Genomic DNA, 12106 nt, shown 5'->3' with positions numbered 1-12106 from the left:
CCGGCACCCGTCCGGGGTACTACTGCTGCGGCCGGTTGAACACACTGTTGAGAGCGTCAGCGACCTTTTGCTGGATGTTGATACCACTAATGGCTGCGTATACGAATCCGATGACCGCCGCGGCGATGATGATCAGTGCCGCGTATTCGATGGCTTCCGCGCCCCGGTCCGATGACCTTCGAAGCCGTTCCACGCGGTCGACAACGAAAGTCTGCAGGGTCACGTAGAGCGGAATAATCGGGTTCATCGGCGTTTCCTTCCGACCGTTTCTTGTTCCCTTCCGGCAGAACAACGGTACGGAATCCACGCTGCCGGCCCCAGGGCCCGGCGGCCCAATCCAGGCCCCATTCAGCCGGGCCCGTCTGGGCCCCCGGGAGGGCCCGCCTGCTCCTCGGCCGTGCCCAGCCAGTGCGCGATCGCCCCGGCCCGCGAGGCGACGCCGAGCTTGGCGTAGATGTGGTTGATGTGGTTCTTCACCGTCTTCTCGGCCAGGAACAGGCGTTCGGCGATCTCGCCGTTCGTGCGTCCCCGGACGATCAGCTCCATCACCTCGGCCTCCCGGGCCGACAGTCCGAACCGTTCCCGTGCGCGGCGTTGAGAGGCACCGTGCCCGGGCGGAGGCGCGACCGGTGAACCGTCCCAGGTCCCGCTCTGGACCTGGTCGCGGTGCACGGCGCCGACCAGGGCGGAGACCGCCTCCCGGGAGAGCGGGTTCGCGCCCTCCATGGCGTCGTGCACCGCCGCGGTGAGCTCGGCCGCCGTGAACGACCCGTGCACCAGATAGCCGACCGCGCCCCGCTCGATCGCCGCCTGGACGACGCCCGGGTCCTGGGTGTAGGTCAGCATGACCACCTTGGCGACACGGCTCAGCCCACCGGCCGCGCTGATCCCGTCCATCAGTGGCATCCGCACGTCCAGCAGGACCAGGTCGGGTCTGATCCGCTCGGCGAGTTCCAGCGCGGTCCGCCCGTCCCCCGCCTCGCCCACGACCTCGATCCCGGCCGCCTCCAGCAGCGACACCAGGCCGGAACGCACGACGATGTTGTCATCGACGACCATGACGCGTGGATCACCCATGCGTTCCCGCCTCGGCGAGTCGCCGGTCCGCGGGCTCGACCACGGGGAGCCTGACGCCGACCGTGGTGCCCGCCCCCGGCTCGGACGCCACCCACACCCGGCCGCCCACGCGCTCGGCCCGCTCGTGCAGGCCGATGAGCCCGTAGTGGCCCTCCCTGGCCAGTTCGGGCAGCCCGCGCGGCCGGAACCCGCGCCCGTCGTCGCGCACGGTCAGCACGACCATCGACTCCTCCCAGGCGAGCCGGATCCAGACCGACCTCGCCGCGGCATGCCTTTCGACGTTGGCCAGCGCCTCGCTCAGGATGGCCCTCGCCTCGTGCCGGGAACGCGGGGGCAGGTCCACCCCCTCGGCGAAATCGAAGATCACGGCCGTGGCGGTGTCGGCACCCCAGCGCTCCGCCATGTCGCGGACGGTGTCGGGGAAGGAGCGTTGCGCCGCGTCCTCCCGGAGCTCGGCGAGCAGGGTCCGCGCCTCCTTCGAGGCGACCTCGGCCGCCACCGCGACACGTTCGGCCTCCGACACCGCGCGCGCCTGATCCCGGGAGATCCAGGTCGGCAGAGCGGCGGCGATCATCGCCACGCCGCGCAGCGTCTTGGCCAGCGAATCGTGCATCTCCCGGGCCAGCCGGGCCCGCTCGTCGGCCGCGGCGGCCTGGACCTCGGCCCGCCGCAGCTCGGCCTCCTTCGCGGCGAAGTCGTCGAGCAGCCTGCGCAGCCCGACTCCGGCCACCCCGGCCAACGGGTAGTAGAGGGCCTGCGCCAGCACCGACTGGAAGACGATGTCGTCAGGTGCCCGCAGGCTGACTCCGTAGACGATGCAGTAGAAGGCGACCTGCTGGATGGCGACGGCCAGCATGCCCTGCCACCGGTAGAGGAGGCCCGCCACCGCCGCCGTCACGACGGTGCAGATGAAGAAGGGGCCCGACACTCCACCGATGCCCAGGATGCCGAACGAGATGACCATGTCGAGCGCGAAGTAGAGCGGATGCGTGGCGACCCGCGGAGCGATCAGGCGCCAGCCACGCCCCGCCAGCCAGGACAGTGCCACGATGCTCAAGACCAGGAGGAAGGTCGCGAGATTCAGCTCGCCGCTGGGCAGCAGCGGCAACGTCAGGGCTGCGACGAGCATGCGGATCCGCATCAGCATCCCGAACGCGGCGCCGACCCGTTCCGGCAGCGGGCCCGCGGCGGGTGTCGGCCGCTCAACCGCCGAAGAGGCCACCAGGGCTCACTCCCGACCCGTAGAAGAGGGCTGCCAGCACGACCAGCATCAGAGCCGGAAGGCTCATCGTCATGGTGATCACGGTGATCTTCGGTGTGGTGCGCTGAGCCTTGCGCTTGGCCCATTGCGCCGAGCTTCGGCGCAGATCGTTGCTGATGTCCACCAGCGCGGTCCGCAACGGCGCCCCCAGTTCCTCGGCCTGCAGCAACGCGGTGACGAACTGGTTCACGCCTTCGGAGTCGTTGCGCCGCCGCAGGTCCTCGAACGCCTCGCGGCGCGGTGTGCCCAGGTCCATCTGCCGGAGCGCCAGGCGGAACTCGTCGGCGAGCGGGCCCGGCATGCTGTCGGCCGTGCGCGCCAGCGCGACGCGGAAGCTGAGGCCCGCGCTCACCGTGACCGCGAGGACGTCGAGGAAGTCGGGGATGGACCGCTGGATGTCGTCCTGCCTGGCCTTCTTCCGGCCATAGAGCCTGTACTCGTTCTGCAGGCAGCCGGCAAAACACACCACCCCGAACGCGCCCTGCCCCAGGGCCGCGAAAACAAGCCCCAGCCCGCCGAAGATGACGACGTATCCGGCGGTGACCCGGGCGTACGCCTCGACCGTGGAGAGTCCGGCGGGACGCCCCGCGGCGGCGATCCGTTCGCGGATCGAGCTCCGCCAGGGCGCCAGCGCGGTCAACGCCAGACCGGCGAGCGGCGCCCCGAGGACGCCAGCGAGCCGGTCGAGCACGAAACCCTCCTCCTCAGCGCCGCCGCCGACGTCGGACAGGGCCGACACGCTGAACCTGCGTTCCGCCGTGACCAGCGAGAAACCCCAGACGCCGAGGATCACGCAGAGCGCTCCCGACGCCGCCATGACGTAACCGATCACGTCCACCTCACACATCGATCCTGGTGACCCGGCGGACGGCGAGCAGGCTGCCGGTGAACAACACGGCCGCGACGGCGAGGACGATCTGGCCGACCAGCCCTTCGCTCATGATCCGGAGCGCGCCCGGCTGGATGATGTTGATCAGCGCCAGCCCGCCGAGGCCGAGGGCCCCGACCGCCCAGTTGGTGACGACCGCCTCTCCCATAATCGTTCTGACCTCCCGGCGGATCTCCTTGCGTTCCTCCAGCGTCCCGGCGATCGTCCGCAGCGCCGTGACCAGCGAGCCGCCCGAGCGGGTCGCCACCACCAGCGTGCTGACCAGCACGCCAAGCTCCCGCGACGGCAGGCGGGCGCCCAGGTCGCGCAGGGCGTCCTCCAAAGGCTGGCCCAGCCGCAGCGCGTCCGCCGTCCGGCGTAGCTCGGTGCCCGCCGGATCCGCGAGCTCATCGGCGGCGATCTCGATGGCCGTCCGCATGACCAGGCCGGCGTTGGTCGCGTTGGACAGGACCCGGGCCAGCTCGGGCAGCTGGGCGACGAACTCGTCCCGGCGCCGTTCTTCCCTTCGCCGCACGTAGGAGAAGAACGCCATGCCCACACCGGCGGCGGCCGCCAGCCCGAACACCGGTGCGATCCACTGTCCGATCAGCACGATGACGGCGGCGCCCGCCGCGGTCAGCAGAGCCAGGAACGTGGACACCCGCACCCTGATTCCGGCGGTGTTCAGCTTTCGTTCCACGGCCCGGCCGAGCGTGGTACGGCGCAATGACGCGTCCAGCCTGGCGGCCAGTCCCGCCGCCGGGTCGCCCGGGGCCAGCCGGCCGCGTTCGACCAGCCGACGGCGCCGTCCCGCCCCGGCGACCAGGTCCCCGAGCCCCCAGACGGCGAGGATCAGCACCACGGCGAGGATGAGCAGGATCACCGGGAGCGGGAGGATCATCACCTTCCCACCCCGCCTTCCGCGGGCCGTGCTCGACCCGTGTCCACGTGGCCGGTGCGCGGCTCGGGCGCGAACGCGGGCGGGATCTTCTCTCCCGCCTCGAAGAGCCGGGTGGCCAGGAACCCGGGAAGCGGATGGTGCCGGAACGCGCCGCGTACGGTCTGGTCGGAACCCAGCGGTTCCGCCTCGAAGCGCGTCACCCGGTGTTGCGCCGCCGGGCCCGGAGCGGCGCCCGCGCCGGACCCGACGCCCGCTCCGGCGGGGCCGAGCGCCGCCACCTCGGTGATGCGGCGCGATCCGTCCGGACCGCGGGTCAACTGGACCACGATGTCGACCGCACCCTCGATCTGGTCGCGGATCGCCTCGTACGGCAGTTTGACGTCGCTCATCGCGGCGAGCGTACGCAGGCGGTGCACGGTGTCCTCGGTCGAGTTGGCGTGGACCGTCACCAGCGAGCCGTCGTGCCCGGTGTTCATGGCCTGCAGCATGTCCAGGGTCTCGCCGCCGCGGACCTCGCCCACGATGATCCGGTCCGGCCGCATCCGCAGCGCGTTGCGGACCAGGTCGCGGATCGTGATCGCCCCCTTGCCCTCGATGTTGGCGGGACGCGACTCCAGCGAGATCACGTGCTCCTGCGTGAGCCGGAGCTCGGCGGAGTCCTCGATGGTGATGATGCGCTCCCCGGCCGGGACGAACGCCGACAGCGCGTTCAGCATGGTCGTCTTGCCGGTGCCGGTACCGCCGGCGATCACGACGTTGAGCCGGGCCCGGACGAACGCGGCCAGCAGCAGGCCGGTGGCCTCGTCGAGGGAGCCCGCCTCCACCAGTTCCCCGACCGAGTACGCGCGGGGGAAGCGGCGGATGGTGATGACGGGGCCGTTCAGCGACAGCGGCGGCACGATCACGTTGACGCGCTCGCCGCTGGGCAGGCGGGCGTCGACCATCGGGCTCGACTCGTCCACGCGGCGGTTCACCTGGGCGACGATCCGGTCGATGGTCTGGTAGAGCTGGTCCTGGCTGGCGAAGCCGCCGTCGACCCGGGCCACCCGCCCGGCGCGTTCCACGAAGATGGCGTCCGGCCCGTTCACCATGATCTCGGTGATGCTCGGATCCGCGAGCAGCGGCTCGAGCACGCCCAGGCCGAGTGCCTCGTCCACGACGCGGCGGATGAGCGAGGCCCGCTCCCCGCCCGTCAGCACCGGCCCCTCGCGCGCCACCAGAAGGCCGGTGACCTTCTCCAGACGCGCCCGCCGCTGGTCCATGGTGAGCTTGGCCAGCTCGTCCAGGTTGATCTCTTCCAGCAGGCGCTGCCGCCAGTGCCCGACGGTGTTCCCGCCAGGTCGCCCGTCGGCGGGGCCGCCGTTCTCCAGACGATCCTTGAGGGCCATCGGCTACCCCAGCGGCATGGTGACGGTGCGCGTCACGGTGTAGTCCAAGGGGATCCCTTTCCAGAGCAGGGGGAGCTTGGCGCGGACCCGGCAGTACACCCCGTCATCTCCGTCCACCGATGTCGGCCCGCCTTCGATCGAGTACGTGTTCAGCCATCCGGGCATCGCGGCCCGCGCGCGTTCCCGGCAGAGATCCGGGGCGTAGCGCTGGCCCGCCTCGCGCGCCCCGGTGCGGGCCGCGTTCTCGACCCGCTCGACCGTGGTCGAGGAGATGTACGCCTGGAACACCAGGAAGATCACGAAGAGGGCGAACGGTGCGATGCCCGCGAACTCGACGGCCACCGCTCCCCGGTCACCGCGCCGCGCCAACGCCACCACCCCCTTCCGTGACGATCTTCGCCCGGCCCGTGATCCCCCACGAGCTCCGCAGCGCGGGTATCACCAGCGGAGTGTCGATGGTCACGACGGCGTAGCCGTCCCGGACGGCGATGTGCAGATGCTCGCGGTCCTTCCAGCCACCGGAGACCCGCGCCACCGTGCGGCGCCGGACCTCCTCGCGGTCGGCCCGCGCCTCCGGGGTGTCGCGCTCGTCATAGCCGATCACGGTCACCGCGCGCGCCGCCTCGTTCGCGGCATGGCTGGAGTACATCGAGGTCAGGCCGACCAGCACGGTCTGCCACACCAGCAGGCCGACGAAGCCGATGAGCGGGATGATGCCGGCGAACTCGACGGCGACGGCGCCCCGGTCCTGCGGGCTCCTCACGGGCGTTTCCATGACCTGCCCCCGCCCCTGCCGCCCGGGGTCTCGCGCTCGTCCTCGTCCGGCTCCCCCGAGAGGAGACCGAGGTCGGCGGCGACCGAGCCGATCGCCTTCCGGAAGGCCGTCTGCTTGACCGTGAGCGGCGAGCCGGTGTTGGCGGCCTCCTCCAGAGCGCGGAAGGCGGCGGGGACCGTCACCGCCCGCACGGGAGGGCCGACCATCTTCCGCGCCAGGTCGGGCTGGATCTCGTTGCGCCTGTCGTGCTTGGCGAGCAGGACCGACGCGTCCTCCTCCTTGCGGATCGCCAGCCGCGCCCATATCCCGGCCAGCCTCGCGGCACCGCGCAGCGCGGGGACGTCGGGAGTGGCGACGATGACCGCCTCGTCGGCCAGCTCCACCGCCACCGCAGCGGCCTCGGTGACATAGGCACCGCCGTCCACCAGGACCACGTCGTATCGCGCGCGGGCGATCCCGAGGACGCTTCTGCTCACGCGCGCGGAGATCTCTTCCGCGTCCTCGCCCTGCCCCGGTCCCAGCAGGACGTGCGGGCCCGCCGGGTGGACATACAGCGCGTCCGCCACGACTCCCCCGTCCAGGCCGTCTCCCGCGGCCGCGAGATCGCTGACGCTGTGCCGGTGCCGGACGTCCAGGTATCCGGCGACATCGCCCTTCTGCAGGTCCATGTCGATCAGGCAGACGCTGCGTCCCGTGGCCGCCGTCGCCAGCGCGAGGTGGATCGCGAGCGTGGTCGTGCCGACGCCGCCCTTGGCACCGCACAGGGTCACCAGCCTCCCCTGCCGCCGGGGCGGGAGGCTCTCGCCGGGATCGGCGCCCGCGGTGGTGAGGTGCCGCCTCATGGCGCGGGACCACTCGACCGCCTGCCGGATGCGGTCCTCGAGCTCGGAGAGCGTCGGCCGGGTGGAGACCACGCCCCGCGCGCCCGCCGCCATCGCGGCGGCGAACGCCTCGACGCCGGTGTCCTCGGTGACGAGCACGACCGGGAGGTGGGGGTGGCGCACGGCCAGGTCGCGGACGACCTCCAATGGGGCGAGCGGACCCAGATCCCGGTGCAGGAGGACGACGTCCAGTCCGGGTTCGGCGGCGGCCGCCGCGGCGACGTCGTCCGAACTCGCCCGGACCCCGGCCACCTCATGGCCGGGGAGCTCGTCGACCAGGCCGCCGAGCGCCGCGGCCACGGCCCGATCCTCGATCCCGAGCAGAACCCTGATGGTCACGGCGCCGTCACCTCGCCGGGATCGTCTCGCACACCGGCGGGAGGCTGACACCGTCGGCCTTCCGGCCCGTGCCGCCGATCAGCACCAGGCGGAGCTTGTTGGCGAAGCTCTCCTCCCGGGTGAGCTTCAGGCTGTCCACGGCGTCGAGCGCGAACGTGATCGGCATGATCGACTCGGTGACCGAGGTGTTCTTCTCGTCGCGGACGCTGCGCACCTGGTCGATCTGGAGCACGAGGGCCGACTTGACGATCCGGGCCGCGCAGGACTCCTGGCGGCTGCCCTTCTGCACCTGGTAGGTCGCGTAGATGTCGACGTACATGCCCTTCTGCACCATGCCGGCGACCCCCGTCTCGGCGTCGACCCTGATGGAGATGGCCCGCTGGCCGGGCTCCAGGGCGGGGTGCGGGACGAGCATCCCGTGCTGCAGGAAGGCGCCCGCGGGCAGATCCGCTCCCGCGACCTTCCCGGCGAGCTGGGCGGGGTTGGTGATCAGTGTCGAGGGCGACCAGCGTTTGGGCACCTGGGCGCGGCGCAGGTCGTTCTCGGTGATCCGGGTGTACGCGGGGATCGTGCGCGTGAGCACCAGCACCTCGGTACGGACGCCGGCCTCGGCGCGCACCGATCCGGTGTACCCGAGCACGCTGACGAACACCACGACGGCGCCGAGCGCCGCGAGCACCATCAGCACGCCTCCTCGTCGCTGACGGGGATTCATCGGACTCCGTTCCTCGTCGCGGAGCCGGCGACCACGCCGGCCGCCCCTCCGGAGACATCGCCTGACCCGTCTCGGACGGCCATCCCGCAGAAGGAGCATTCGGGCAGCGCGGTGGGTTCGCCGCACCATCCGCAGGGCCGTCCCCCGGCCGACGTGACGGCCTGCTGGACCGCGTCGGGGTGGCCGCTGAACGCGACGAACTCGGTGTGCCTTCGGGAACCCCAGTACGTGTCGCTGAGCGGTTGCACGGCGGCCGGCACGATGGACGTCGCTCCGAGGGCGCCCTGCAGCGACTCCCGCAGCCAGCCCGGATCTCCGTTCTGGTCGGCGGCCGCCAGCAGGACGGGCCCCAGCCGCGGCCGTTCTATCGCCTGCACCGGTTCGGCCCGCGTTATCCGGTGCACACCCGGTGAAGGAGCCGCGAGCACTGAGAAGCCGCCACGGCCGGGCAGGTAAGAGACGGCATGCTCGGCCAGACCGACCGGAACGTTCTCCAAGCGGGCGACGCTGTGCAGCCACGCGCCCGCGCACACCATGACGGACAACCGGGACGCCAGGCCCGCGAGCCTTCCCGGCGGAACGTGCGGTGCCACGAAAGCCAGCTGGTCGGCCACGAGCGAGAGCGCCAGCGGGGGCAGATCCAGCGGGACCGCGGCGATCCGGTCGGTGTGCAGCGCTCCCCGTGCGAGGGCGATGAGACCGCCGGCGCCCCCGGTGCTCCATGACGGATGGACGACCAGGACGCTCCCGCGTTCCCCCAGTGCCTGTGCCATCTGATCGATGAACTCCGCGCGTCCTTCCTGCGCGGCGCCGTCCACGACCAGGCGGCGCGCCGTGTACTCCCCCATGACACCGATGCTGGGAACGTCCCCTGCGATCACGACCACGGTCATGGGCGGCCTGATCGCCTCGTGGGATTCACAAGGCCGCTCCGTCCTGTTCGACTGCCCGCCTTCTTCCTAGGCCTCACGATCTTCGCCGACCCGGCTGGCATCCGGCTGGCACCGATCTAGCATCGTTCGCGTCCGCCGCAAGAAACGGGCTTGCTTCCGGTTGACACCGATCGACGCTCTTCGGTCAGAATGTGTGCCTCGGGGCCAAAGTGAACAGGGGTTCAGCGGTGGAGTTCGGGATACTGGGGCCGCTACTCGTCCGGGACGGCGACGGAACCGCCGTCCCGATAGCCTCGCCGAGGCTGCGCAGCCTGCTGGCCGCCCTGCTCCTCCGCTCCGGGCACACCGTCACCGGCGAGGCGCTGGCCAACCTGATCTGGGACGGCGCCCCTCCCCCGTCCTTCCGCACCACGATGCACAGCTATGTCGCGCGGCTCCGGCGAACGCTGGGACCCGAACTCGGCGCCCGGATCGTCACCGCCTCGCCGGGTTACCGCATCGAGCTGGAGCCGGGCGAACTCGACCTGTCGCGGTTCGTCGCGTTGCACGCCGACGGCCTGTCGGCCGCGCGGGCGGGAGACTGGACGCGCGCCGCCACGGTCCTCGCGGCCGCGACGGACCTGTGGCGCGGCCCGGCGCTGGCGGACGTCGGCGCCACCGCGCTGCGGGACGAGGAACACCGGCTCGAGGAGATGCGGCTCCAGGTCCACGAGCTCAAACTCGAGGCGGCCTTCCACCTCGGCCACCACGCGGAGATCATCGACGAGGCGCGGCGGCTCGTCGCGGAGCATCCCACCCGCGAGAACCTGTGGGCGCGGCTCATCCTCACGCTGTACCGGTCGGGCCGCCGGGCGGCGGCCCTCGCCACGTACCGCCAGGTGCGGGAGATCCTGAAGGAGGAGCTCGGCGTCGAGCCCGGCGCCGAGCTCAACGAGCTGCACCAGCGCATCCTCGCGGGGGACCCGGGCCTGGCGCCGGCCGGCGGTGCCAGGACGGTCCCCTTCCAGCTGCCGCCCGACTCGGGCGATCTCGTCGGGCGGGAGTCCACTCTCTCGACGCTGGCGGAGAAGCTCGACCCGCGCCGGGAACCGGGGCCTCGGACGGCGGTCGTCTCCGGTCCGGGCGGTATCGGCAAGACGACCGTCGCGGTGCGGCTGGCGCACCACCTGAGCCACCGGTTCCCCGACGGTGTCCTGTTCGCCGACATGCACGGCTCCGGTTCGTCGCCGAGCGACCCGGCCGAGACACTCGCGATGTTCCTGAAGGCGCTGGGGATCACCGATCTGGCACTGCAGCAGTCCTTCGAGGAGCGCGTGTCGCTCTTCAGGACGATGACGGCCGACCGCAGACTGCTCATCGTCCTCGACAACGTCCGCGACGCCTCCCAGATCCGGCCGCTGCTTCCCAGTGGGGGCCGCTGCCGGACGATCGTCACCAGCCGGAACACGCTGGCCGACCTCGTCGGCGCCCACTTCGTCGAACTCGGTGCGCTGCCCGACGCGGCGGCACGCGCGCTGCTCGGCGCCATCGCCGGCGCGGACCGGATGCGGGACGGCGACGGCTCGCTCGACCGGCTCGTCGCCGCGTGCGGCGGCTTCCCCCTCGCCGTGCGCATCGTGGGGTCGCGGCTGGCGGTGCGGCCCGACTGGTCACTCGGGCATCTCGCCGACAGATTGAGCGACCGCACCCGCCGCCTGGACGAACTCGAGGTCGGGGACCTGAGCGTCCGGGCGAGCCTGGGGCTCAGCCATGCCCAGCTGGCGCCGGAAGAGGCGGCGGCGTTCCGCCTGCTGGCCATCCCTCACATGAGCACGATCGACAAGGAGATCGCGGCGCGGGCGCTGGACATCCCCATTCTCGAGGCCGACCGGCTGCTGGAGGCATTGCTCGACGTCCACCTGCTGGAGTCCCAGGGGCCCGGCAGCTACGGGTACCACGACCTGGTCCGCGCGTTCGCCCACGGCCTCACCCACGAACTCGACAGTCCCGCGGAACGGCTGGCGGCCATCACCGAGACGGTCCGGCTGATGACCGACCGGCTCGCTCGTCTCGTCCCCCAGCCCTGGCCGGGTGCGGTCGTTCCCGAGATCGTCCAGAACGGTCAGGCGGCGTCCGCCGCGTTCGAGAGCGTCCGCCAGAACCTGCTCAGCTGCGTGGAGCAGGTCGAGGGCTGCCACACCCTGCCCTGCACGCTGCTCACCGAACTGGTCGGCCTCCTGTTCCGGCCGCTGTTCATGGGCGGCTACTTCGACGACCTGCTCATGTGCGGCCGGATGCTGCTCGCGAAGGCCCGGCGGGAAGGCGACCTGGGCGGCGAGGCCCTCGGCCGGCTCACGGTCGGCTGGGTCAACGTGCACAGGGGCGAACTCGACGAGGCCGACCCCCTCCTGCGCGAGGCCATGCGCATGGCCCACGGTCTCAACGACCCGTACATCATCGCCGCCGCCCAGACCGCGCTGGGTCTCTCGTACGGCCAACGCGGCGATTCCGCCGCCGCGATCGAGTGCCTCGAGGAGGCCGCGCAGGTGTTCTCCGAGCACGGCCTGCCCGGCCAGCAGGCCATGGCCTACAACTACCTCGGCAAGCATCTGCTCGGTGCGGGACGGGTGAGCGAAGCCGTTCAGCGCCTGAAGCAGGGACAGGAACTGGCCGTCAAGATCGGTGACGTGGACGTGGCCGCCATGGCCCTCTACACCCTGGGAGCCGCACTGCAGAGCACCGACCCCGGCCAGGCCGTCCACTACGGCGAACAAGCTTTGGCCATCATGCAGAACCGAGGCCGCCACAGTGAGGCCATCGCCCTCACACACCTCGGCCAAGCGCTGCTGGCCGCGGGCCGCGCCGACGAAGGCCGGGCCCGCCTGAAGCGCGCCGCCGAGATCTTCACCGACATGGGCGACCTGAGACGCGCCACCGAATCCCAGCACATCGCCGACACTCCCTGAGGAAGCCGGCACAGCCGTTCGCACCTACGGTCGGGGCCGCGTCCCTCCTGCGTGCCCAGTCAT

General features: G+C 71.6%; 12 protein-coding genes. 1 reads left to right on the top strand and 11 read right to left on the bottom strand.

Annotation, left to right across the window (positions count from 1 at the left end; translation table 11 throughout):
* Positions 1 to 19: 19 nt before the first annotated feature.
* From ACFPZN_RS08540 to ACFPZN_RS08490, 11 genes are all read right to left on the bottom strand, one after another.
* Positions 20 to 247, bottom strand: coding sequence for a hypothetical protein (locus ACFPZN_RS08540; RefSeq protein WP_378281272.1), 228 nt, complete (start codon positions 245 to 247; stop codon positions 20 to 22).
* A 101-nt stretch (positions 248 to 348) separates the two neighbouring features.
* On the bottom strand, positions 349 to 1077 hold the full coding sequence (locus tag ACFPZN_RS08535) for a response regulator transcription factor (RefSeq protein ID WP_378281271.1): 729 nt from the start codon (positions 1075 to 1077) through the stop codon (positions 349 to 351).
* The gene (locus ACFPZN_RS08530; RefSeq protein WP_378281270.1) at positions 1070 to 2299 is read right to left on the bottom strand and encodes a sensor histidine kinase; all 1230 of its coding nucleotides are present in this window, start codon (positions 2297 to 2299) and stop codon (positions 1070 to 1072) included. The genes ACFPZN_RS08535 and ACFPZN_RS08530 overlap by 8 nt, the downstream gene beginning before the upstream one ends.
* Complete coding sequence (locus ACFPZN_RS08525; protein WP_378281269.1) at positions 2280 to 3176, bottom strand: type II secretion system F family protein; 897 nt, start codon at positions 3174 to 3176, stop codon at positions 2280 to 2282. Before ACFPZN_RS08525 ends, ACFPZN_RS08530 begins: the two co-directional genes overlap by 20 nt.
* Before the next feature lies 1 nt (position 3177).
* Positions 3178 to 4107 (bottom strand): type II secretion system F family protein, encoded by a 930-nt coding sequence (locus ACFPZN_RS08520; RefSeq protein WP_378281268.1) that lies wholly within the window; start codon positions 4105 to 4107, stop codon positions 3178 to 3180.
* On the bottom strand, positions 4107 to 5495 hold the full coding sequence (locus tag ACFPZN_RS08515; RefSeq protein WP_378281267.1) for a CpaF family protein: 1389 nt from the start codon (positions 5493 to 5495) through the stop codon (positions 4107 to 4109). Before ACFPZN_RS08515 ends, ACFPZN_RS08520 begins: the two co-directional genes overlap by 1 nt.
* A 3-nt stretch (positions 5496 to 5498) precedes the next feature.
* Positions 5499 to 5837, bottom strand: a complete 339-nt coding sequence (locus ACFPZN_RS08510; RefSeq protein ID WP_378281266.1) for a TadE/TadG family type IV pilus assembly protein — start codon at positions 5835 to 5837, stop codon at positions 5499 to 5501.
* 10 nt (positions 5838 to 5847) lie between these two features.
* A complete protein-coding gene (locus ACFPZN_RS08505) occupies positions 5848 to 6258 on the bottom strand; it encodes a TadE family protein (protein WP_378281265.1) in 411 nt (136 codons plus the stop codon).
* Positions 6255 to 7490, bottom strand: coding sequence for an AAA family ATPase (locus ACFPZN_RS08500; RefSeq protein ID WP_378281264.1), 1236 nt, complete (start codon positions 7488 to 7490; stop codon positions 6255 to 6257). The genes ACFPZN_RS08505 and ACFPZN_RS08500 overlap by 4 nt, the downstream gene beginning before the upstream one ends.
* Before the next feature lie 7 nt (positions 7491 to 7497).
* Positions 7498 to 8172: a Flp pilus assembly protein CpaB gene (gene cpaB / locus ACFPZN_RS08495; RefSeq protein WP_378281347.1), complete on the bottom strand. Its 675-nt coding sequence runs from the start codon at positions 8170 to 8172 to the stop codon at positions 7498 to 7500.
* Between the two features lie 29 nt (positions 8173 to 8201).
* Positions 8202 to 9053 carry a hypothetical protein gene (locus ACFPZN_RS08490; protein WP_378281263.1) on the bottom strand — a complete coding sequence of 284 codons (852 nt, stop codon included), beginning with the start codon at positions 9051 to 9053 and terminating at the stop codon, positions 8202 to 8204.
* A gap of 272 nt (positions 9054 to 9325) precedes the next feature.
* On the opposite strand from ACFPZN_RS08490, the gene ACFPZN_RS08485 reads away from it, so the two are divergent.
* Positions 9326 to 12043, top strand: coding sequence for an AfsR/SARP family transcriptional regulator (locus ACFPZN_RS08485; protein WP_378281262.1), 2718 nt, complete (start codon positions 9326 to 9328; stop codon positions 12041 to 12043).
* The last annotated feature ends 63 nt before the right edge of the window (positions 12044 to 12106 follow it).

The sequence above is a fragment of the Actinomadura rugatobispora genome, assembly GCF_042656285.1.
GTDB lineage: Bacteria > Actinomycetota > Actinomycetes > Streptosporangiales > Streptosporangiaceae > Spirillospora > Spirillospora rugatobispora.
The sequence above is the reverse complement of the archived record's forward strand: the minus strand, read 5'-3'. Positions and strand labels throughout refer to the sequence as shown.

What these genes read in the sequence shown, in the direction of transcription:
- ACFPZN_RS08540 (WP_378281272.1), bottom strand. Translation starts at nt 247, where the DNA reads ATGAACCCGATTATTCCGCTCTACGTGACCCTGCAGACTTTCGTTGTC.
- ACFPZN_RS08535 (WP_378281271.1), bottom strand. Translation starts at nt 1,077, where the DNA reads ATGGGTGATCCACGCGTCATGGTCGTCGATGACAACATCGTCGTGCGT.
- ACFPZN_RS08520 (WP_378281268.1), bottom strand. Translation starts at nt 4,107, where the DNA reads ATGATCCTCCCGCTCCCGGTGATCCTGCTCATCCTCGCCGTGGTGCTG.
- ACFPZN_RS08515 (WP_378281267.1), bottom strand. Translation starts at nt 5,495, where the DNA reads ATGGCCCTCAAGGATCGTCTGGAGAACGGCGGCCCCGCCGACGGGCGA.
- cpaB (WP_378281347.1), bottom strand. Translation starts at nt 8,172, where the DNA reads ATGGTGCTCGCGGCGCTCGGCGCCGTCGTGGTGTTCGTCAGCGTGCTC.
- ACFPZN_RS08490 (WP_378281263.1), bottom strand. Translation starts at nt 9,053, where the DNA reads ATGGGGGAGTACACGGCGCGCCGCCTGGTCGTGGACGGCGCCGCGCAG.